17 protein-coding genes are annotated in these 20,783 nt (G+C 73.9%); 8 read left to right on the forward strand and 9 right to left on the reverse strand.

The genetic code is table 11. The features are described 5' to 3' along the window. The first annotated feature begins 43 nt into the window (after window positions 1–43). The 5 genes from BU197_RS06075 (at window position 44) to BU197_RS06095 (ending at window position 5,947) form a co-directional block, all read left to right on the forward strand. Window positions 44–925, forward strand: a complete 882-nt coding sequence (locus tag BU197_RS06075) for a DUF4429 domain-containing protein (RefSeq protein WP_188267167.1) — start codon at window positions 44–46, stop codon at window positions 923–925. Between the two features lie 188 nt (window positions 926–1,113). Beyond that, complete coding sequence (locus BU197_RS06080) at window positions 1,114–2,523, forward strand: sensor histidine kinase (RefSeq protein WP_188267168.1); 1,410 nt, start codon at window positions 1,114–1,116, stop codon at window positions 2,521–2,523. After that, window positions 2,520–3,200: a response regulator gene (locus BU197_RS06085; RefSeq protein ID WP_188267169.1), complete on the forward strand. Its 681-nt coding sequence runs from the start codon at window positions 2,520–2,522 to the stop codon at window positions 3,198–3,200. The genes BU197_RS06080 and BU197_RS06085 overlap by 4 nt, the downstream gene beginning before the upstream one ends. Window positions 3,201–3,764: 564 nt before the next feature. Further along, window positions 3,765–4,745 carry an alpha/beta hydrolase gene (locus BU197_RS06090; RefSeq protein WP_188267170.1) on the forward strand — a complete coding sequence of 327 codons (981 nt, stop codon included), beginning with the start codon at window positions 3,765–3,767 and terminating at the stop codon, window positions 4,743–4,745. Further along, window positions 4,742–5,947, forward strand: a complete 1,206-nt coding sequence (locus BU197_RS06095) for an acyltransferase family protein (RefSeq protein WP_188267171.1) — start codon at window positions 4,742–4,744, stop codon at window positions 5,945–5,947. The genes BU197_RS06090 and BU197_RS06095 overlap by 4 nt, the downstream gene beginning before the upstream one ends. 31 nt (window positions 5,948–5,978) lie before the next feature. Here the strand turns inward: BU197_RS06095 and BU197_RS06100 are convergent, their stop codons facing one another. Beyond that, a complete protein-coding gene (locus tag BU197_RS06100) occupies window positions 5,979–7,001 on the reverse strand; it encodes an aldo/keto reductase (RefSeq protein WP_188267172.1) in 1,023 nt (340 codons plus the stop codon). After that, window positions 6,998–7,414: a MerR family transcriptional regulator gene (locus BU197_RS06105; protein ID WP_411158448.1), complete on the reverse strand. Its 417-nt coding sequence runs from the start codon at window positions 7,412–7,414 to the stop codon at window positions 6,998–7,000. The genes BU197_RS06100 and BU197_RS06105 overlap by 4 nt, the downstream gene beginning before the upstream one ends. A gap of 52 nt (window positions 7,415–7,466) precedes the next feature. Here BU197_RS06105 and BU197_RS06110 point away from each other — a divergent pair, with 52 nt between their 5' ends. Next, window positions 7,467–8,303, forward strand: coding sequence for a serine hydrolase domain-containing protein (locus BU197_RS06110; protein ID WP_188267173.1), 837 nt, complete (start codon window positions 7,467–7,469; stop codon window positions 8,301–8,303). Window positions 8,304–8,381: 78 nt separating this feature from the next. Here the strand turns inward: BU197_RS06110 and BU197_RS06115 are convergent, their stop codons facing one another. From BU197_RS06115 to BU197_RS06140, 6 genes are all read right to left on the reverse strand, one after another. After that, window positions 8,382–10,970 carry a DUF11 domain-containing protein gene (locus BU197_RS06115; RefSeq protein ID WP_188267174.1) on the reverse strand — a complete coding sequence of 863 codons (2,589 nt, stop codon included), beginning with the start codon at window positions 10,968–10,970 and terminating at the stop codon, window positions 8,382–8,384. A 277-nt stretch (window positions 10,971–11,247) separates the two neighbouring features. Continuing rightward, the gene (locus BU197_RS06120) at window positions 11,248–11,922 is read right to left on the reverse strand and encodes a hypothetical protein (protein WP_188267175.1); all 675 of its coding nucleotides are present in this window, start codon (window positions 11,920–11,922) and stop codon (window positions 11,248–11,250) included. Window positions 11,923–12,029: 107 nt separating this feature from the next. Then, window positions 12,030–13,460 carry a sensor histidine kinase gene (locus tag BU197_RS06125; RefSeq protein ID WP_188267176.1) on the reverse strand — a complete coding sequence of 477 codons (1,431 nt, stop codon included), beginning with the start codon at window positions 13,458–13,460 and terminating at the stop codon, window positions 12,030–12,032. An 80-nt stretch (window positions 13,461–13,540) separates the two neighbouring features. Next, window positions 13,541–14,224, reverse strand: coding sequence for a response regulator transcription factor (locus tag BU197_RS06130; RefSeq protein ID WP_188267177.1), 684 nt, complete (start codon window positions 14,222–14,224; stop codon window positions 13,541–13,543). A gap of 66 nt (window positions 14,225–14,290) precedes the next feature. Next, a complete protein-coding gene (gene murJ, locus BU197_RS06135) occupies window positions 14,291–16,024 on the reverse strand; it encodes a murein biosynthesis integral membrane protein MurJ (protein WP_188267178.1) in 1,734 nt (577 codons plus the stop codon). Next, entirely contained in the window at window positions 16,021–17,208 is a 1,188-nt protein-coding gene (locus BU197_RS06140; protein WP_188267179.1) for a peptidoglycan bridge formation glycyltransferase FemA/FemB family protein, read from the reverse strand. Before BU197_RS06140 ends, murJ begins: the two co-directional genes overlap by 4 nt. Window positions 17,209–17,415: 207 nt before the next feature. Between BU197_RS06140 and BU197_RS06145 the strand changes: the two genes are divergently transcribed. Then, the gene (locus BU197_RS06145) at window positions 17,416–18,591 is read left to right on the forward strand and encodes an Ig-like domain-containing protein (RefSeq protein WP_188267180.1); all 1,176 of its coding nucleotides are present in this window, start codon (window positions 17,416–17,418) and stop codon (window positions 18,589–18,591) included. A gap of 4 nt (window positions 18,592–18,595) precedes the next feature. On the opposite strand, the gene BU197_RS30930 is transcribed toward BU197_RS06145, so the two are convergent. After that, window positions 18,596–19,396, reverse strand: coding sequence for a pirin family protein (locus tag BU197_RS30930; RefSeq protein WP_188267181.1), 801 nt, complete (start codon window positions 19,394–19,396; stop codon window positions 18,596–18,598). Window positions 19,397–19,581: 185 nt separating this feature from the next. On the opposite strand from BU197_RS30930, the gene fasR reads away from it, so the two are divergent. Further along, the gene (gene fasR, locus BU197_RS06155) at window positions 19,582–20,763 is read left to right on the forward strand and encodes a fatty acid biosynthesis transcriptional regulator FasR (RefSeq protein WP_188267182.1); all 1,182 of its coding nucleotides are present in this window, start codon (window positions 19,582–19,584) and stop codon (window positions 20,761–20,763) included. Window positions 20,764–20,783: the final 20 nt, after the last annotated feature.

Raw genomic sequence — 20,783 nt, forward strand, 5'->3', positions numbered from 1 at the left:
ACAGGGGCGACGCGAGGGCATGCGCCGCCTTACGATGAGGCGTATGGGTGATGTGCTGGCCGGAATTCATGCCACCTGGGAGTTCGAGAGCGACGCCCTCGTCATCCGCTTCGAACGGGGGATCCGCACGCCGAAGCTCTTCCAGGCGCTGCGCGAACGACGTGTACCGCACGAGGCGCTGGCGTCCGTGACGCTCGCGCCCGGCAAGCGGGGCACCGTCGTGCTGCGCGCCGCCCCGAGACCGGGCGCCGATCCACTGGTGGAGGCGGCCGCGGGGCAACTGAAGGAGGAATACGATCCGTACCGCCTGGTCGTCCCGGCGGAGCGGGAGGCCCTTGCCGTGTTCCACCACGCCGAGTTGCTGAGCCGGATCGAGGCGGCGGCGCCGGGTGCGGACTTCTCGTTCGGCGTGGAGCCTGGAGGGGTGGTGCCCGCCGAGCGGTTCCTCGTGGAGCCGCCGAGGGGCGCGCTCTCCTTCAAGGCGTACGACGGAAGGGCGACGTTCGACGGGACGTCCGAGGTCGCCTTCCGCTGGTCGTCCACGGGGGCGTCCTCCGAGAAGTGGAAGGCGGGTGACCAGTTCTTCTCGGTACGGGATCTGTGCGGGGTCGAATGGCGTTCGCCGGACGTCCTCGGCGGGCATCTGCGGATGGTGCGCCGGGGCGGCGACCCCCGCTCGGCGCGGCCCGACCGGGACCCCGACGCGGTCGTCTTCGGGCTCGGCTACGGGCCGGTGCACGAGTCGCTGCCGTTCGCGGCGGCGGTCCTCTCGGCGATCCGCACCACGGACCGCACCCCCGCGCGCGTGGCCGCGCCGGGGGTCGTCGCCGAAAGGATTCGGCATCTGGGCGAACTGCACCAGGCGGGGCTGGTGACGGACGAGGAATTCTCGGCGAAGAAGGCGGAGCTGCTGGCGGAGCTGTGAGGCCTGGGGCGGCGGGGTCACGGGGCCGAAACCCGGGCCCCGCCCCGGAGCCCCGGCCCTCGCCCCGGGGCCCCGCCCCCGGAGCCCCGGCCCTCGCCCCGGGCCCCGGTCCTCGCCCCGGCATGCCCCGCCTCACCCGCCCCACCCGCACCCCCTACCCCGGTACCACCCCCACGCCCCTCCCCGGTATGACGCCGGGTGCCGGGTCACGTCCCTACTCTGAACGGGTCATGGTTATCGAACAGCGGCGTGAGCCGTTCAGTTTCCGGCGGGGCGGGAAACGGGTCCAGGAGATGCTCCAGGGGCTCGGGACCGCGCTCACCACGCCCGCCGCGCCCGGGGCGCCGCTGCTCTCCGAGGCCTCCTCCCGGTGGGTGCGGCTGCTGCCGTACGTTCTGGCCGCCGCCTTCGTGTCCGCGCTGCTGCCCTCCTCGGTCGTCCTGCTCTCCGGGGACTACGGACTCGACGGCGGTCTCGCCGGGGCCCTCGCCACCGCGCAGGCGGCGCCGCTGCTGCTCGCCGTCTCCCGGCCCCTCCAGGCCTGGTGGATCGTCTTCGCCGCCCATGTCCTGGGCGCGCTCGCCCTCCTCCCGGCGGACGGGCCCCGCGCCCATCTGTGGCCCTGGACGCCGCCCGCCGTCGTCGGCTACTGCGCGCTGATGGTGGCGCTCGGGCTCCGCGAGTCCCGGCTCGCCCTGTTCGGGGTGTGGCTCGCCACCGGCACCGCCGGATACGCCCTGGAGACACTCCGGCCCGCCGGGTACACCAGCGTCCACACCCTGGTGCTCGTCCTCAGCGGGGTGCTGCTGATGCTGACCTCGGCGATCCGCGCGCGGGGCGACGTCCAGCGGCGGCTGGCCGAGCAGGAGCACATCAGCGAGGCCGAGCGGTCCCGCCGGACGCTTCTGGAGGAGCGGGCCAGGATCGCGCGCGAGCTGCACGACGTGGTGGCCCACCACATGTCGGTGATCACCGTGCAGGCGGACTCGGCGCCGTACCGCGTCCCCGGTCTTCCCGAGGCGGCCCGGGAGGAGTTCGCCTCGATCGCGACGAGCGCGCGCGAGTCGCTGGCCGAGATGCGCCGGCTGCTGTCGGTGCTGCGCAGTGACGGCGGCGAGGGCGAGCGGGCGCCGCAGCCGGGCCTCGACCGGATCCAGCAGCTGGTGGAGGCCACCGTGCGGGCCGGGGTCCCGGCGGAGCTGCGGCTCGCCGCCGATCTCGGGGAGGTGCCGCAGGCGGTGGACCTCTCCGCGTACCGGATCGTCCAGGAAGCCCTGGCCAACGTCGTCCGGCACGCGCCCGGCGCGGTCACCCGGGTCTCGGTCCGCGCGGACGACGGCGTGCTCACCGTCCTCGTCGTCAACGGGCCCGCCACCCAGGACGGTTCCCCGGTCGAGCGGGGTGTTCCCGGCACCGGGCACGGGCTCGTCGGCATGCGGGAGCGCGTACGGTTGACGGGCGGCTCGCTCGACACGGGGCCGCTGCCGGACGGGGGGTTCCGGGTGGCGGCGCGGCTTCCGCTGACCCCGGACCCGGGTCCGGTCGCCGTCCCGTCCCCGGCGCCGAGCGCCGCCCCGACCGCCGAGGAACCCGAGTGACCATCCGTGTGATCATCGTCGACGACCAGGCCATGGTGCGGGCCGGTTTCGCCGCCCTGCTCTCCGCGCAGCCCGACATCGACGTGGTGGGCGAGGCTCCCGACGGGCGGCAGGGCGTCGAGGTGGCCCGCTCGGCCCACCCGGACGTGGTGCTCATGGACGTTCGCATGCCCGAACTCGACGGACTCGCCGCCGCCCGGGAGATCCTGACCCCGCCGCCCGGTGTCACCCGGCTGCCGAAGGTCCTGATGCTGACCACCTTCGACGTCGACGACTACGTGTACGAGGCGCTGCGCGCGGGCGCGTCCGGCTTCCTCCTGAAGGACGCCCCGCCCGCCGACCTGATCGCGGCGGTGCGGGTGGTGGCGGCGGGCGAGGCGCTGCTCGCGCCCTCCGTGACCCGGCGGCTCATCGCCGACTTCGCGGCCTCGCGCCCGGCGCCGCGCCGGGACACCACGGCGCTGCGGCTGAACGGCCTCACCCCGCGCGAGACGGAGGTCCTCGAACTCATCGCGCGGGGTCTGTCGAACCAGGAGATCGCGGACCGGCTCGTCCTCGCCGAGCAGACGGTGAAGACCCACATCGGCCGGGTCCTGGCCAAACTGGACCTGCGCGACCGGGCCCAGGCGGTCGTCTTCGCGTACGAGTCGGGCCTGGTGACACCGGGCACGTCCTGACCCGGACCCCGGGTACGGGCACCGGGCAGGTCCTGCCCCGGACCCGGGGTACGGACACACCGGGCACGCCCTGCCCCGGACACCGGGCACGTCCCGGCCCGGACCCCGGGTGCGGACACATCAGACCCGGCCCGACCCGGACCCCGGGTGCGGACACCCCAGGCACGTCCCGACCCGGACCCCGGGTGCGGACCCGCCGGGCCCGGCCCGACCCGGGCCCGGGTCCCGCGCCGTTTCCGGGGCCGGGGCATACCCCGGTGTGCCCCGGTCCATCCGCGTCCGCGTCCCGGAGATTGCCCCGCCCGGGTGGCGGGGCTCTCCGGGACGGCCACGGCCCGGCCTCCGGACCCGCCCTGACCTCGGGTCCGGTGCTCGCCCCCGGGTGTCCCCTCCCGTTCTCCCCCGGGGGTAAACCCCACCCCCGGCCTGGAGTTGGCTGCTCCTCCACCCCCTACCCCGGTATCGGGCCCGAGTTGGCTCCCCGGGGTGACGTGCCGCCACCCGTCGTCTTCCTACCTTCCTCTCGCCAGCGGACGAGCGAGTACCGGAGAGGGAGGGCGTCCCATGCGCCGCTTGACGAGGACCTTGATCACGACGGCTCTGGTGACCGCCGTGATCGCGGGGACGGCCGGCTGGGCGTCCGGGCGCGGCCAGGAGATCGTGACCGGGCCTCCGGTCGGGACGGAGGGGTGGCGGAGTGCGGGGCTGCCGGACCCCGAGGGGATGGACCCGGCCGGGGTCGCGCGGTTCTTCGCCGGGCTCAAGCCCGTACAGAGAAAGGCTCTTGCGCTCGCCCATCCGACGGTCGTCGGGAACCTGGACGGGGCGCCCCTGGAGCTTCGGTACGCGGCCAACGCCCGGACCACGCGCGGGGAGTTCGAGGGGGCGCGGGTCCTCGCGTACGACCCTCGGGGGCGCGGGCAGGTGACCCTGGTCTACGGGGATCCGGCGCGGGCCGAGCACGTGGCGGTGATCGTGCCCGGTTCGGACGTCGACGCCGGGCACGTCCGGTCGGTGGCCGCCATGGCGCGGTCCCTGCGGGAGGCGACCGGCGGCCGGACGGCGGTGATCGCCTGGGTCGGGTACACCACCCCGGTCGGGGTCGGCGTCGACGCGGCCACCGGGCGGCTCGCGGAGGCCGGGGCGGCCCGGCTCACCCGGTTCGCGGACGGTCTCGCGGCCGTCGGCGCGGCCGAGCCCGCCGTCTTCTGCCACAGTTACGGCTCCGTCGTCTGCGGGCTCGCCGCCCATGCCCTCAAGGCCAAGGACCTGGTCGTCCTCGGCTCGCCGGGGATGCGCGCCGACAACGTCGCCGACCTGGGCACCTCCGCCCGTGTCTGGGCGGCGAAGGACCCCACCGACTGGATCGACCGGGTTCCCCACGTCGAGCTGGCCGGGCTCGGGCACGGCCCCGACCCCACGGACCCGGATTTCGGCGCCCGCCGGATACCCGCCGCCGACGCCGACGGCCACGGCGGCTACTTCGCCGCCGGGACCTCCTCGCTGCGCGCCTTCGCCGCGATCGCCGAGGGGGACGTCCGATGAGCGCGCTCGCCACCCTGGCCCGGACGATCGAGTCGGGCACGCCCGCCCACCGCGACCGGGCCGTCGACGGGTTGCGCGCCCTGGCGCTGCTCGCCGTGCCGACCGGGCACTGGCTGCTCGGTGGCTTCACCCTTTCGGGCGATGGCGCGCTCCACAACGCCAGTCCCCTCGCCACCTTCGCGGGGCTCGCCCCGGTCAGCTGGGTCCTCCAGATGCTGGGGATCTTCTTCCTCGTCGGCGGCTATGCCTCCGTCCTGTCGTACCGGCGCCGCAAGGGCTCCGCGGGCGACTGGCTGAGGGGCCGGCTCGCCCGGCTCGGCCGTCCGGTGCTCGGCGTCACCGCCGTGTGGGCGGTGCTCCTGCCGCTGCTGCACTACGGCGCCGGGGTGCCCCTGGACACCTTGCGGACGGCGTCCACGCTGGTGATCCAGCCGCTCTGGTTCGTCGGTGTGTACACGGTCGTCACCGCGCTCACCCCGCTGTGCGTACGGGCCGCCCGGCGGCTCGGGGTGTGGGCGGCGGCCCCGCTGCTCGGTTCGGTCGCCGTCGTCGACTTCCTGCGGTACGGGCCCGGCGCGGACTTCGTCCCGTCGTGGCTCTCGCTGCTCAACATCCTGCCCGGCTGGCTGTTCGCCTATCAGCTGGGCGTCTCCTGGGGCGAGGGCCGGGTCACCCGGGTCCACGCCCGGTGGCTGCTGCTCGGCGGGGCCGTGCTGTTCGCGGCGCTGCTTCTGGTCTTCGGCTACCCGGCGTCGATGGTGGGCGTCCCCGGTGAGGCCCGCACCAACTCGCATCCGCCGTCGCTGCTCGTCCTGGCCCTGGCCGCCGCGCAGAGCGGCGCCGCGATCCTGCTCAGGGACCGGATCGGCCGGCTGCTGGCCCGGCCCGCGCTGTGGGCGCCGGTCGTGGTCGTCAACCTGTCGGCGATGACGGTGCTGTGCTGGCACCAGACGGCGATGCTGGCGGCGGCGGTGCCGGGCTCGTACCTCGGGGAGGTGCCCGGTCTGGTCGGTGCGCCGGACTCGGCGGGCTGGATCCTCGCCCGGCTGGCGTGGATGCCGGTCTTCGCCGGGCTGCTGGCCTTGATCGGGCGGTACGCGCGCGGCTTCGAGTCGCCGTGGACCCGGACGGGCCCGGCCCCTCGGGTCCTGGCGGGGCTTCTCGCGGCGGGGTTCGCGGTCTTCGCCCTGGGGCTGGGGTGACGGTCCCCAGCCCCCTGGCTTCCGGCCGGGGTTACTGTTCCCGGCTCGCCGACGTGCCCCGCATGTCCGGGTAGCGGTCGCCCGCCACCTGGGCGGCGATGGGCTCAAGGGCGGCCAGTTCCGCGTCGGTGAGGGTGATCCGGGTGGCGGCCGCGTTCTCCAGGAGCCGGGAGCGCTTGCGGGTGCCGGGGATGGGGACGACGGTCAGTCCGTGCACGGCGGACCGCTGCTGGACCCAGGCCAGGGCGATCTGCGCGGGGGTGGCCCCGTGGGCGGCGGCGATCTCGCGGACCGGGGCGAGGAGGGCCGCGTTGCGTTCCGCGTTCTCGCCGGAGAAGCGGGGCTGGTGGCGGCGGAAGTCGTTGCCCGCGAGGTCCTTGGCGGCGTCGGCGAACGAGCCGGTGAGGAAGCCCCGGCCGAGCGGCGAGTACGGCACGAAGGTCACGCCGAGTTCGGCGGCGGCGCCGACGGCGCTCCGCTCCACGTCCCGGGAGAAGAGCGACCATTCCGACTGGAGGGCGGTGATCGGGTGCACGGCGTGGGCCTCGTGCAGTTCGGCGCCGGTGACCTCGCTCAGGCCCAGGTACCTGACCTTGCCTTCCTTGACGAGTTCGGCCATCGTGCCGACGGAGTCGGCGAAGGGGACCTCCGGGTCGCGGCGGTGCATGTAGTAGAGGTCGATGGTGTCGATGCCGAGGCGGCGCAGGCTGCCCTCGACCGCCTTGCGGATGTAGGCGGGGTCGTTGCGCACGCCCCGGCGGGTGTTGTCGACCGGGTCGCGTTCGATGGCGAACTTGGTGGCGATGGTGATCTCGTCGCGGTGGGCGGCGAGGAAGGGGGCGAGGAACTCCTCGTTGGCCCCGCTGCCGTACATGTCGGCGGTGTCGATGAGGGTGACGCCGGTCTCCAGGGCCGCGTCGAGGGTGTCGCGGGCCGCCGCCTCGTCGGTGTCGCCGTAGAACTCGCTGATGCCCATGGCGCCGAAGCCCTGGACGCCGATCTCCGGCCCGTCCTGGCCGAGTCGTACGGTGTCGATCCTGGTCTCGCTGCTCATGTGGGTGTCCCTCCGCTTGCGGTCCCGTAGTGGCTGATCTTGATGTCGAGCACGGCGAGCGTGTCCTTGAGTTCGGTGATCCGGGCGAGCACGTCGCGCCGGGTGGTCTCCAGGAGTTCCTTGCGCTGGTCGCGGGTGTGGTCGCCCTCGCGGACCAGTTCGGCGTACCGGACCATGTCGGCGACCGGCATCCCGGTGAGCCGCAGCTTGCCGACGAATTCCAGCCAGCCGAGGTCCTTCTCCGTGAAGCGGCGCTGCCCGGTGTGCGAACGGTCCACGTGGGGCATGAGGCCGATCCGCTCGTACCAGCGCAGGGTGTGGGCGGTGAGACCGGTCAGCTCCGCGACCTCGCTGATGCTGTAGTGCGTCCGGGTACGGGTGGGGGTCGGGCTCGTGCTCGCCATCACGCTCATGACCCCCACGCTAAAACGTTGGAGTGCACTCGAAGCAAGTAGGCTCGGGGCCATGCAGAGCAGCGTGCCCAGCCTGGCGTCGATCGAGAACTGGCCCGTCCCCACCGCCGCCGCGGCCGTGGTCCGCGCGGACGGCACCCTGGCCGGGTCCCACGGGCCCACCGGGAAGAGGTTCCCGCTGGCCTCCGTGACGAAGCCGCTGGCGGCGTACGCCGTTCTCGTCGCGTACGAGGAGGGGGCGCTCGACCTCGACGAGCCGGCCGGGCCCGAGGGCGCGACCGTGCGGCACCTGCTCGCCCACACCTCGGGGCTCGCCTTCGACGAGGACCGGGTCATGGCGGCGCCCGGCGCCCGAAGGATCTACTCCAACACCGGTTTCGAGGTGCTGGGCGACCATCTCGCGAAGGTCGCCGACATCCCGTTCGCCGACTATCTGCGCCAGGCGGTCCTGGAGCCCCTGGGGATGACGTCGACGTCCCTGGAGGGTTCGCCCGCGAAGGACGGCGTGTCGACCGTGGACGATCTGGTGCGGTTCGCCGCCGAGGTGCAGGCGCCCCGGCTGCTCGACCCGCGCACCGTCCTGGAGGCGATGACCGTGACGTATCCCGGGGTGACGGGCATCCTGCCCGGTTACGGGCACCAGCGGCCGAACGACTGGGGGCTCGGCTTCGAGATCCGCGACGGGAAGGTCCCGCACTGGACGGGGTCGACCTCCTCGCCGCGTACGTTCGGCCACTTCGGGCAGTCGGGGACCTTCCTGTGGGTCGACCCGGACGCGCGGGCCGCGTGCGTGGCCCTCACCGACCGGCCTTTCGGGCCGTGGGCGATCGAGGCGTGGCCGCCGTTCACGGACGCGGTGCTCGCGGAGCTGCGGACGGCCGGGGCCTGAGGCCACGGGGTTTCTCCTCGCGCACGCCTCCGGCGCCGTCCCGTGGGGCGGCGCCGGAGGGGTGTGCTGCCCGCGGGCTCAGTGGCTCGCGGGCTTCTTCTTCCTGCGGTCGTCACAGCCGTAACCGCACGGCTCGTGGCCGCCGTTGACCGTGATGCTGGCCTGGGCCGGGTCGCTGACGACGCTCGCGCCCTCGGGGTCCGTTCCGGTCGCACGGGCCACGTTGGTGATCACGCACTCCGTGCCGCCGCCTCCGTAGCCCTCGTCGCCGCCCCGGTCGCAGCCTTCCAGACTGGCCTCGGTGACGGTGTAGGTGCCGTGGCAGGTGGTGGAGGCGCCGGGAGCGAGGGTGGTCGCCTCACAGGTGACGTTCTCGATCCGGTCGTCGTCCACGGTCACGCCGGTCAGCGCGTTGCTGCCGCTGTTGGTGACGGTGTACGCGTACTCGACCGTCGAACCGACCTCGAACGGGCCGGGCGAGACCACCCGCTTCGCCAGGGTCACGGCCGACTCCCCGAGGGGAACGGTGACCTCCGCCTGCGCGGGGTCGCTGACGATCTCCTGGCCCTGCGGGTCGGTGCCACCGGCCTGGGCCACGTTGGTGATGACGCAGTTCTGCGCCTCACCGCTCTCCCGGCAGAGGTCGATGTCCGCCTGGGTGATCGTGTAGGAGGCGTGGCAGGTGGTGGAGGCGCCGGCGGCGAGCGTGGTCGCCTCGCAGGTGACGCCGGTGGCGTGGTCGTCGAGGACCCGTACGCCGGTCAGGGTGGTGGAGCCGGTGTTGGTGACGGTGTACGCGTAGTCGACCCGCGAGCCGACCTGGTACGGGCCGGTGGAGGTGACCCGCTTCGTCAGGGTGACGTGGGGCGTCCCGATGGGGAGGGTCAGCTCGGTCTGCGGCGAGGTGACCGTCCGGCCGTCGTCCTGGCCCGTCGCCGTGGCGGTGTTGGTGACCGAACCGGCCGTGCCGTCCGCCGCGGTGATCGTGTACGTACCCGTGCAGGTGGTGCTGTCCCCGGTCTCCCCTGCGGGGGCGAGCGAGGTCGCCTCGCAGGTGATGCCGGTGACGTGGTCGTCCTGGACCGCGACCGAATCCAGCCGCGCCCCGCCCGTGTTGCGGACGGTGTAGAGGTAGGTGACCGTCTGGCCGACCGAGTAGGGGCCTTCCGTCGCCACCCTCTTCTCGACCTCGATGGCCGCCGGGCGCTGGAGCGGCACGGTCTCCGACGACGGTGGCGAGGTGACCGTGTCGCCGTCGGAACTACCGGTCGCGACGGCGGTGTTGACGATGGAACCGGCGGCCGCGTCGGCGGCGGTCACGGTGTAGGTGGCGGTACAGGTGATGGTCTGGCCGACCGAGAGCATCGTCGTCGGGCAGGTCACCGCGCCGATCTTCGGGTCGGTGACGACGAGTTCGGTGATGTTGGTGGTGCCCGAGTTGGTCACCACGAAGTCGTACGGCACCTGGTCGCCGGGGGCCAGATCGGCCGGAAGCGGCTTGCGCGCCTGCTTGACCAGGTTCAGCTCGGGCAGCGGGTCGGCGCTGTGGACGACGACGTTGCGGACGAGGTGGACGTCGGTGTTCGCGCCGGTCGAGGAGGCGAAGCCGAACTTGTACGTCGAGGGCAGCGGCAGCGGCGCGGGGGTCGAGAGGACCTGGTGCGGGCCTGTGCCGTCGTTGAAGTCGACGGAGACGGTGAGCAGCGGGGCGGCGCCCGACGTGATGTGCACGTTGACCCGGCGGCGGTCCACTTCGAGGAGTTCCGCCGCGTCCTGCGGGGTGATGCCGCCGGGCATGACGGTCGTCGGGCCCTGGAGCTGCCCCGGCAGGGTGGAGGGCCAGGGGCCCGTGGTGGTGAGGTTGTCGGTGGTGGCGGTCATGAAGCAGTAGCCGATGGTGCCGTCGCCCGGCCCGCGCAGGGTGATCATGTTGGGGGCGGGCGGCGGCCAGGACTCCATGGTCGGCGAGCGGTGGGCGCAGCCGTTGCCGCGCGACTCGCCGTCGCCGAAGTAGTTGCCGTAGACGTCGAGTCCGACGCCGATGTAGCCGTGGTCGACACCGGGCTGCATCGGGACGTTCGGGTTGTCGCCCTCGCGGATCTGGGCGTAGCCGAGGCTGCCGCCGAAGGCGCCCGGGTGGGTCAGCGAGGCGGCGCCGTCGACGAGGAAGAAGGAGATGCCGTCGGCGGGGCGGGCCGGGGTGGTGCTGCCGTACTGGTACTGGTCGAAGGTGACGTCCAGTCCCTGTCCGGCCGGGATGGCGTGGTTGTAGAGGACGGCCGAACTCTGGAAGTGGTTGGAGTCGGTCAGCCGCAGGAAGCCGTAGGGGTCGGCGCTGTTGGGTGGTACGGGTCCGACCGCGCTGGGGGCGCAGCCGCCCAGGGGGTGGCTGCCGCTGGGCGGCGGTGCGCCTCCGGTGGGCGCGCCGGTGAGACAGGAGGCGCCGACTCCGGTGAACTCGGGGGCGGTGGCGCGGCTGAAGGTCTCGTCGACGAGGGGGGAGCCGGTGGCCCGGGGGCGGGGCGCGGTGTCGGCGCGGGCGCCGGTGTCGAGGGCCAGGGGTGTTCCCGCGCCGACCAGGAGGGCCAGGGCCGCGGTGGCGAGTCGGGAGGCGCGGCCGGGCGGCGCGGGGCGGCCGGGCAGGGACGGGGGGCGTTTTCTCCTCATGGTCGGGATGGGTACCAGTCACCCCGGAAACGACAGGCCGATAATCCGACAAATAACCCCAATGGTCGCGCCGTTCCACCCCCCTGCCCCAGCGGGGACGACCGGGCGGTGCGACCCGGGCCGGGCGGTGCGACCCGGGCCCGGCGGGGTCCGGGCCGATCCGGGCTGGTCCGGGCTGGTCCAGGCTGGTCCGGGCTGGTCCGGGCTGACCCGGAAGACACGTGACGGGATCCGGCCTGACCCGAAAGACACGGCCTCCTGATCCGGAGGACCCGGCCTAGAACGATTCCTCGCAGCTCCGGATGGACCGGGGACCGTCGATGCCGAGGAGGGTGACGTCGACGAGACCGGCCGGGTGTTCCGCGTAGGCCACCGTGCAGACCAGCTGCCGGACGGCGGCCTCGGACAGCTTCCGTACGTGGAGCTTGACCACGATGTTGATCCGCCGGCGGCCCGACTCCGTGTCCTCCGCCCCCTTCGGGTCCCGCTGGACGTGCGGGAAGCCGGTGGAGGTGTCCGGCAGGTCGGTGGTGATGCCCCGCGCGGCCTCGCTCGGCAGCGGACCGGAGAGGAGCGCGGCGAGCAGCTTGTCGGTGTCGGCCCGTATCGGCGAGCGGCCGGGGTCCGACGCGGGAAACCCGTCGGTGTCGGCGTAGGCGCCTGCCGGGGCCCCCGGCGCGTGGATGTCCCGGGCCACCGGCATCGAGCGCCCGTCCGGGCCGAGGAAGTAGAGCACCGCCCGCTCTTCGGGACCGGGCCTGACGAAGACGGTCGCCGCGCCGCCCGCCTCGACGACGTCGCTCTCCTGGATGCCGCAGCCGCCGAGCGCCGCCAGGGTGAACAGGACCCCGGCGGCGCGACGGACGGCGGCAACGGGCCTCCTCGTGACACCCGGGACCGCCGAGACACCCGGCGCCACTGTGACACCCGGCACCGCTGTGACGCCCGGCATCCCCACGGCGCCCAACCTCGCTTCCCCGCCCGGCCCCGGCTCCACCGCCACCGCCCCTGGATTCACCCGGCTCCCCTCGGCATCCCGGCTCACCTCGGCCCCCCGCCTCACAGTGGCATCCGCACGGTGAAGACCGCCCCGCCCTCCGGTCGGTTGGCGGCGGTGACGGTGCCACCGTGCAGCCGTACGTTCTCCAGCGTGATCGCCAGACCGAGACCGCTGCCCTCCGAGCGGGTCCTGGCCTGGTCCGCCTTGTAGAAGCGGTCGAAGACATGCGGCAGGACGTCCGGGTGGATGCCCGGACCCCGGTCGGCGACCTCCGTCACCAGTTCCTCCCCCTCCGCGTAGAGCCGGACCGTGACGGGTGTCCCGCCGTGCCGCAGCGCGTTGCCCACCAGGTTGGCGACGACGACGTCGAAGCGGCGCGGGTCGAGCCGGGCCCTGATGCCCTCGGCGAGATCCGGGGCGACCCGCGCCGGATCGGTCCAGCGCCGGTGCTGGAGAGTCTTGCGTACGCAGTCGGCGGCGTCGACCTCGTCGGTGTGCAGCTCGGCGGCGCGGGCGTCGAAGCGGGAGATCTCCATCAGGTCCTCGACGAGCACGGCGAGCTTCCCGGTCTCCGCGCTGATCAGCCGCACCGCGCGGGCCGTGTCGCTGTCCAGGCTCCCGGCGTCCTCGTCGAGGACCTCGGTGACCGCGAGCATCCCGGCGAGCGGGGTGCGTAGCTCGTGCGAGACGTCGGAGGCGAAGCGGCGGGCCCGCGCCTCGGCCTCCCGCAGCTCGGTGACGGAACGTTCCAGCTCGGCCGCCGACTCGTTGAACGTACGGGCCAGATCGGCGAGTTCGTCGCTGCCCTTGGCGTGGATACGGGTGTCGAGACGGCCGCGCCCCATGCTGTGGGCCGCGTGGCGCAGCTCCCGTACCGGCCGCAGGACGCCCCGCGCGGCGATCAGGGCGGGGATGAGGGCGATGGCGAGCGCGGGCAAGGCCCCGTCGCGGGCGGCGGTGACCATGGCCTCGATGTTCGCCTCCTCCTCGTCCAGCTCCATCACCGCGTAGAAGACGAGTCCGGTGCGCTGGGGCGCCGCTCCGGGCGAGTGGGCCATGAAGACGGCGGGGACGGCGATCGTGAGATACGGGGTGCCGTTCTTGACCACCCGCTGGAAGCTGCCGTGCGGGACGGTTTGCCCGAGGGCGCGGTCGCGCAGCTCCCGGGTGATGACGGAGGACGTGGGGCGGTCGGTGGAGGAGACCCGGAGGGTGCCGTACTCGGCGTAGACCCGCCAGGAACGCGGCTTGCCCTGACGGGCGATCGGCAGGAGCTGGTCGCGCAGCGCCTCGGCACTGACGGGCAGCTCGATGCTGTGGCCGGAGACCTGCTCGCGGAAGGCGGAGACGGCGGTGTTCTGGGTCTGCTCCAGGATCGCGTTGCGGGCGGCGCGGTAGGTGAGGGCGGCGGTGGTGCCGCAGCCGACGGCGGCGACGAGCAGGAAGGCGAGGACGAGCCGGGTGCGCAGTCCGAAGGGGTGCGCGCGCATCCGGGGGCCCCGGTGGGCCCGGGTCCGCGGTTCCTCGACCGTGCGGGCTCTTCGGCCCTGTTCCTTCGCCGCGCGGGTTCTCACAGCGGGCCGAAGCGGTAGCCGAAGCCCCGCAGGGTCTGGATGTAGCGGGGTTCGCCCGGGGTGTCCTCGATCTTGTTGCGGAGGCGGCGGACGCAGGCGTCGACCAGTCGGGCGTCGCCGTGGTAGCTGTGCTCCCAGACGTGTTCGAGGAGCTGCTGACGGCTGAAGACCTGCTCGGGGGCGGCCGTCAGGTGCAGGAGCAGCTTCAGCTCGGAGGGGGCGAGGCCGATGCGCTCGCCGGACTTGGCGACGGTGAGACCGGCCCGGTCGATGGCGAGTTCCCCGTGGAACTCGACGGCGGAGCGGCCGGAGCCCGGCTCCTCGATGCGGCGGAGCACGGCCCGTATCCGGGCCTCGATGACCTCGGTGCGGGCCGGTTTGACGATGTAGTCGTCGGCGCCCGCCTCCAGTCCGACGACGACGTCGAAGTCGTCGCCCCTGGCGGTCAGCATGATGATCGGCAGCTGGCTGCTCTCGCGGACCGTACGGCAGACCTGGACGCCGTTCATGCCGGGCAGCATCAGATCGAGCAGCAGCAGGTCAGGGCGGAACTCCCCGAGGGCGGCGAGTCCCGCCTCACCGGTGGCCGCGGTGCGCACCTCGTGGCCGCGTCGCCGCAGCCCGAGTTCGACCCCCTCGCGGACGGAGGGGTCGTCTTCGATGAGCAGCACGCGGGGCATCTGTGGAGTATCCCAAGGTCGTCGGAGCCCCCGTGGGCCGGGGGCGGCGGGTGGTGCGGTACGGGTTCACCGGCGGCGGGCGAGGACGCGGAGGCGGCCGGAACCGGCGGTGAGCAGGGCCGACACCTCGGTGAGGCGGAAGGGCCGGGCGAGGACGGCGAAGGTGCCGAGGACGGTGAGCGCGCCCGCGAGCCCGGAGGGCACGGCTCCTGCGGGACCGGTGAGCCCGGTGACGAGGAGCCCGTATCCGGCGGCGGGGACGGCGGCGAGCAGCAGCCGCGCGAGCGAGACGGCGGAACCGTCACCGGTGCGGGGGCCGGGGTCGGTGCCGGGGTCGGTGCGGGGGCCGTCGGTGGTGCGGGGACCGGCTGCGCGGGGCCCGGTTGTGTGGAGGCGGCGGCGCAGGACGTACGCCGTGAGGGCCCAGCCGGTCCACAGGGCGAGGGAGTATCCGGCGGCCATGCCGGTGACGGCCCAGCGGGTCGGCAGGAGGTGGTGGGCGGTGAGCGAGAGGAGCGCGCCCAGGCCCGCGATCACCAGGTTCAGCAGGAACGGGGTGCGGGTGTCGCGCAGCGCGTAGAAGGCCCGGGTGCACACGTACTGCCCGGAGAGGGCGACGAGTCCGGGCGCGAAGGCCATCAGGATCCAGGACATGGCACGGATGTCGTCGGCGCTGGTCGCCCCGTACCGGAAGACCACCGTCAGGAGGGGCACGGCGAGCGCGAAGAGGGCGCAGGCGGCGGGGACCACGGCCGCCGCGCTGGTCCGCAGGGCGTAGCCGACGTCCCTGCGGACGCCCGCGAGATCGCCGTCGGCCGCCGCGCCGCTCATCCGGGGCAGCAGGGCGGTCACCAGGGAGACGGTGACGATGCCGTGCGGGACGGTCCACAGCAGATAGGCGTTGTTGTAGGCGGCGAGTCCGCCGCCGGAGACCGTGCCGCCCGCCGAGGTGGCGAGCAGGGTGGTCACCCAGTACGCGCCCTGGTTGGTGAGGACGAGCAGCACCAGCCAGCCGGCCGAGCGGAGCGGGGCGGCGAGCCCGCTGCCCCGCCAGTCGAAGCGGGGCCGCCAGCGGAAGCCGGCGGCGCGCAGCGCGGGTACCAGGGCGAGGGCCTGGAGGGCGATGCCCGCGGTGGTGCCCCAGCCGAGGAGCGCGGTCTCGCCGGGGGTGAGGGTGCCGCCGTCGCTCACCACCAGGAAGAGGCCGAAGACGGCGACGACGACCACGTTGTTGAGGACGGGCGTCCACATCATGGCGCCGAACCTGCCCCGGGCGTTGAGGACCTGGCCGAGGAGGGTGAAGAGGCCGAGGAAGAGGATCTGCGGCAGACAGGTGCGGGCGAAGACGACGGTCGTCTCCCGCTGGGCGCCGCTGTAGTCGGTGTACAGGTCGACGATCAGGGGCGCGGCGAGGACGGCGGCGGCGGTGAGCGCGGTGAGGGCGAGGGCGCACAGGGTGAGGAGCCGGTCGGTGTAGGCGACGCCGCCGTCGGCGTGTTCCTTGGCCGCCTTGACCAGTTCGGGGACGAAGACGGCGTTGAGGGCGCCGCCGAGGAGGAGGGTGTAGACGATGGTGGGGACGGAGTTGCCGACCGCGTAGCCGTCGGCGACGTATCCCGCGCCGAGGGCGGCGGCGACCACGGCGGCGCGGACGAAGCCGGTGGCGCGGGAGACGAGCGATCCGGCGGCCATGAGGGCGCCGCTGCGCAGTGCGGTGGGCGCCTTCCGCTCGGTCCGTCCGGCGGTCGGGGTGCCCGGCTGGTCGCCGCCGGTCCTGCCGGTGGCGAGGGTGGCCGTCATCGGCGGGCCAGATAGGCCTGGAAGGCGCGGTACAGCGCCTGGTTGGCCGTGCCCGGCATCGGCATCTCCCACTCCCCCAGCGTCTCGACGACCTCTCCGCCCGTGCCGAGCTTCCAGCGGAGCAGCCCGTGGGCGCGGTCGCCCGGATCGAGGGTGGAGGGTACCCCGCGCAGGTCGTAGACGTCGGCGCCGAGGGCGTGGGCGTCGAGCAGCATGCGCCACTGGAGGGCGTTGGAGGGGCGGACCTCGCGCCGGTGGTCGGCGGAGGCGCCGGTCTGGTACCAGACCCGGCCGCCGACGGTGATCATGGTGTGGGCGGCGAGGATCTCGCCTTCGTGGCGGGCGAGATAGAGCCGCATGCGGCCGGGGCTCTCGGCGTTGAGGACGGCGTACTGGCGCTCGTAGTAGGCGAGGGAGCGGCCGAGGCGGAAGCCGTCGCGGTCCTCGGTGATCCGCAGCAGCCGGTGGAAATCGGGCAGGTCGGCGGCGGAGCCCACGGTGACCTCGACGCCGTGCTTGCGGGCCTTGCGGACATTGCGCCGCCACTCCTGGTTGAGGCCGGTCCACAGGTCGTCGGGGGTGCGCCCGGCGAGGGGGACCTGGAAGACGTGCCGGGGCTGGGCGTCGGCGCCGTCCTCGGACTCGCCGCCGCAGCGCCGCCAGCCGCGCGCCCTGAGCCGGTCGGCGACGAGGGCGCCGAGCGGGTCGACCTCGTCGGCGAGGACGTCGGAGAGCCGCCGCCCCGGGCCCGTGCCCGCCTTGACGGTGGCCGCGCTCCAGCGCCGGTAGGCGGGGGCGGGGCCCAGGCGTACGGCGAAGGCGCCGGACGCGCGCAGATGCCGCAGCAGTGGGTCGAGCCAGTCGTCGAGCGCCGGGTCGGCCCAGTCGGCGACGGGTCCCTCGGGCAGATAGGCGAAGTACTTCCGGGTGCCGGGGAAGGCCCGCAGGAGCACCAGGGCGACGCCCCGGAGGTCGCCCGACTCGGGTCCCCAGCCGAGGAGTTGGTGGCACCAGCCGTCCTTCAGGCGGGCCCAGGCGGGCACCTGGAGGAAGCTGGGGCCCGCCGCCCCCGAGCGGGAGGCGAGGAACGCGCGGTACGCCTCGGGGGTGACCGGGCCGAGGCGGAGCGGCCCTGTGGGGGTGCGGCGGTCGGCGTGTGCGGGCGTCACGAGCAGCGCAGACACAACGGGGAGCCTCCTGTTTCCGCCCCTCGGTGGTGGGGCGGAGAGCAGGTTCACAGCCCTGTGCGACGGAGCCGCGCGGCGTTTATGACCGGACGGTAACCGTTGTGCCGCAGCCCTCGTCACACGGGCCCGGCAGCCCCCGCCCGACGGCCCGCGCGGCTTACAGTCCGGAGCATCCCAGCCCTTTCCCTCCCGCGGAGGTCTTCCGTGTCGCGCATACGCATATCCCGCCCCGTCCTCGTGGCGGCGGCCCTGACGGCCTCCCTCACCGCCTGCACGGCGCAGGCGGCGGACGGCGGGCCGTCGGCTCCCGGGGCGGGTGACGGTACGCCCGCCGCCCCGGCGCGGGTGACGGTGGCGGCCCAGAAGGCAGGCAGCCCGGTGATCGTGACCGCCACGGGCGGCACGCTCACCGAGGTGACGGTCGCCGCGGCGGACGGCGCCGCCCTCACCGGCCGTACGGGCTCGGCCGGGACCAGCTGGACCTCGGACCGCAGGGCGGCGCCGGGAACCACGTACACGGTGAAGGTGACCTCGCGCGCGAGCGACGGCCGGGAGGCGACGCGGACGTCCTCCTTCAGCACCCCGGCGCCCGGGAAGGTCAACAAGCTCACCCTGGCCCCCGGCAAGAACACCACCGTGGGCGTCGCGCACCCGCTGTCGGTCGTCTTCGACCTGCCGGTGACCCGGAAGGCGGACGTGGAGCGGCAGCTGAAGGTCACCACGTCGAACGGGACCGAGGGCTCCTGGGGCTGGATCAAGGACCACTCGGGCCGGGACCGGGCCGACTGGCGGCCCCGGGAGTACTGGAAGCCCGGCACCAAGGTCACCCTGGAGGCCGATCTGAACGGGACGGACTCCGGCGGCGGCTGGTTCGTCCGCGACTACCGCACCGGCTTCACCGTCGGCACCGCCCAGATCGTCAAGGTCGACCTGGACCGGAAGCAGCTGACGCTCACCCGCGAGGGACGCGCCGTCCGCACGATCCCGGTCTCCGGCGGCACCCCGGGCGGCGACAAGCGGTCCTGGCGGGGCACGGCCGTCCTCATGGCGAAGGAGGGCACCATCAACATGAACTCGGAGACGGTCGGCCTCGGCGACGCCTACGACAAGATGGTCGACTACTCGATGCGGCTGACCTGGTCGGGCATGTACGCGCACGCGGCCCCCTGGAACGCGGACTACTTCGGGCGCGCCAACCACAGCTCGGGATGCATCGGCATGAGCGACGCCGACGCCGCCTCCTTCTACGGTCAGGTGAACGTGGGCGACCCGTTCGAGATCACCGGCGCGGAGACCAAGGGCGTGGTCGCCGAGGGCAACGGCTACGGGGCGTGGAACCTGGACTGGGACCAGTGGAAGAAGAAGAGCGCGCTGGCCTGAAGGGTCACGCCGACGCCTTGCGCCAGTCCCGCATCTCCCAGACGAGCACCTCCGCGTCCGCCGTGGCGACGAGCGTGCGCCCCGTGGCGTCGATGAGCCGCACGGCGTCACCGGGAGCGAGGTCGGGACTCCCGGCGGGGGTGGCGTCCGTGGCGGGGGTGGAGCCCGGGGCGGAGGTTGAGCCCGTGGCGGGGGTGGCGTCCGTGGCAGGGGTTGAGCCCGGGGCGGAGGTGACGTTCGTGGCAGGGGTGGGGTCCGGGGCCTCGATGCGGACGGTGCCCCGGACGACGTGGACGTACGCGAAGTCGGCGGCGGGCACCCCGGTCCGCTCCCCGGCGCCCAGACGGCGGACGTGCAGGACCGCGTCCGCCGCCGGGAGGCCGTACGCGTCGCCGACCCCCCGCACCACCTCGTACGAAGGCTCCCCGCCCGGTGCGAGCGGGGCCAGCCACATCTGCACGAAGACCAGCGGCACGTCCCCGTCGTTGCGCTCCACGTGCCGGACGCCCCCGGCCGAACTCAGCCGCTGGAGGTCGCCGGGGCGCACCACCGTGGTGTGGCCCGCCGAGTCGTGGTGGGTCAGCTCACCCTCGACGACCCAGGTGACGATCTCGGTGTGGCTGTGCGGATGCTCGTCGAAGCCCGCACCGGGCGCGAGCCGCTCCTCGTTGCAGGCGAGCAGGGCGCCGAAACGGAGGTTGTCGGGGTCGTAGTGCGGGCCGAACGACAGGGCGTGCCGGGTCTCGATCCCGACCGCCGGGTCCCCGCCGGGGTACCGCTCGTCCGCGCGCTGGATGCGTGTCACGGCCCTACCGTAGTGCGGTCGGGAAGCGGGGGCGGCGGCACCCTTCGTACAGCCCCCGGGGTGTCCTTCCGGGCGCCCGCGGCGCGAGCCCGAAGGTGTCCGCGGCGCGAGCCCGAAGGCGTCCGTCCGAGGCGAAGCCGCCCCGACCCCGCACGCCGCCGCCCGGATAAGGCAGTCTTGTCCCCGTGCCAGAACCCACGAACGCCGCCCACCCGCACGCCGCCACCCTGAAGCGCCTGGAGCAGTCCTCCGGGCGCCTCGCCGCCGGTGCCATCGCCCGCATGGACGAGACGCTGCCGTGGTACCGGGCGATGCCGCCAGAGAACCGGTCGTGGATCGGGCTGGTCGCCCAGGCCGGCATCGCCGCGTTCACCGAGTGGTTCCGGCACCCCGAGACCCCGCAGGCGATCTCGACGGACGTCTTCGGCACCGCCCCCCGCGAGCTGACCCGGGCGATCACCCTGCGCCAGACCGTGGAGATGGTCCGTACGACGATCGAGGTCATGGAGTCGGCGATCGAGGAGGTCGCCGCCCCCGGCGACGAGTCCGTGCTGCGCGAGGCGCTCCTCGTCTACGCCCGGGAGATCGCCTTCGCCACCGCCCAGGTCTACGCGCAGGCCGCGGAGGCCCGGGGCGCCTGGGACGCGCGCCTGGAATCGCTCGTGGTCAACGCCGTCCTGTCCGGCGAGGCCGACGAGGGCGCCGTCTCCCGCGCGGCGGCCCTCGGCTGGAACTCCCCCGACCACGTCTGCGTCATCCTCGGCACCGCCCCCGACGGCGACAGCGAGCTGACCGTGGAGGCGATCCGGCGGGCCGCCCGGCACGCCAAGCTCCAGGTCCTCACCGGGGTCCTCGGCGACCGGCTCGTCGTCATCGCGGGCGGCAACGACAATCCGCTCTCCGTCGCGAAGTCCCTGATCGGCCCCTACGCGGCCGGGCCCGTCGTCGCCGGGCCCGTCGTCCCCGACCTGCTGGCCGCGACCCGCTCCGCGCAGGCGGCGGCGGCCGGGCTCAAGGCCTGCTCCGCCTGGCAGGACGCGCCCCGGCCGGTCCTCGCCGACGACCTGCTCCCGGAGCGCGCCATCGCATCCGATCCTTCCGCACGCGAGCAGCTGGTGGAGGAGATCTACAGACCGCTGGAGGAAGCGGGATCGGCTCTCCTCGAAACTCTCAGTGTCTATCTGGAGCAGGCCAGTAGCCTGGAAGGCGCGGCCCGGATGCTCTTCGTCCACCCGAACACCGTGCGCTACCGGCTCCGACGTGTGACCGACGTCACCGGCTGGTCGCCCTCCGACGTCCGCTCCGCGTTCACCCTGCGGATCGCGCTGATCCTCGGGCGCTTGGCCGACGGAGATTCGCAGTCCTAGACTTTTGTCGAACACCAACA

This window comes from Streptomyces sp. CBMA291, assembly GCF_014596525.1.
Lineage (GTDB): Bacteria > Actinomycetota > Actinomycetes > Streptomycetales > Streptomycetaceae > Streptomyces.

What these genes read in the sequence shown, in the direction of transcription:
- BU197_RS06120 (WP_188267175.1), bottom strand. Translation starts at nt 11,922, where the DNA reads ATGCCGGGCGTCACAGCGGTGCCGGGTGTCACAGTGGCGCCGGGTGTC.
- BU197_RS06115 (WP_188267174.1), bottom strand. Translation starts at nt 10,970, where the DNA reads ATGAGGAGAAAACGCCCCCCGTCCCTGCCCGGCCGCCCCGCGCCGCCC.
- BU197_RS06125 (WP_188267176.1), bottom strand. Translation starts at nt 13,460, where the DNA reads ATGCGCGCGCACCCCTTCGGACTGCGCACCCGGCTCGTCCTCGCCTTC.
- murJ (WP_188267178.1), bottom strand. Translation starts at nt 16,024, where the DNA reads ATGACGGCCACCCTCGCCACCGGCAGGACCGGCGGCGACCAGCCGGGC.
- BU197_RS06110 (WP_188267173.1), top strand. Translation starts at nt 7,467, where the DNA reads ATGCAGAGCAGCGTGCCCAGCCTGGCGTCGATCGAGAACTGGCCCGTC.
- BU197_RS06100 (WP_188267172.1), bottom strand. Translation starts at nt 7,001, where the DNA reads ATGAGCAGCGAGACCAGGATCGACACCGTACGACTCGGCCAGGACGGG.
- BU197_RS06095 (WP_188267171.1), top strand. Translation starts at nt 4,742, where the DNA reads ATGAGCGCGCTCGCCACCCTGGCCCGGACGATCGAGTCGGGCACGCCC.
- BU197_RS06075 (WP_188267167.1), top strand. Translation starts at nt 44, where the DNA reads ATGGGTGATGTGCTGGCCGGAATTCATGCCACCTGGGAGTTCGAGAGC.
- BU197_RS06105 (WP_411158448.1), bottom strand. Translation starts at nt 7,414, where the DNA reads ATGAGCGTGATGGCGAGCACGAGCCCGACCCCCACCCGTACCCGGACG.
- BU197_RS06130 (WP_188267177.1), bottom strand. Translation starts at nt 14,224, where the DNA reads ATGCCCCGCGTGCTGCTCATCGAAGACGACCCCTCCGTCCGCGAGGGG.
- BU197_RS06090 (WP_188267170.1), top strand. Translation starts at nt 3,765, where the DNA reads ATGCGCCGCTTGACGAGGACCTTGATCACGACGGCTCTGGTGACCGCC.
- BU197_RS06080 (WP_188267168.1), top strand. Translation starts at nt 1,114, where the DNA reads ATGACGCCGGGTGCCGGGTCACGTCCCTACTCTGAACGGGTCATGGTT.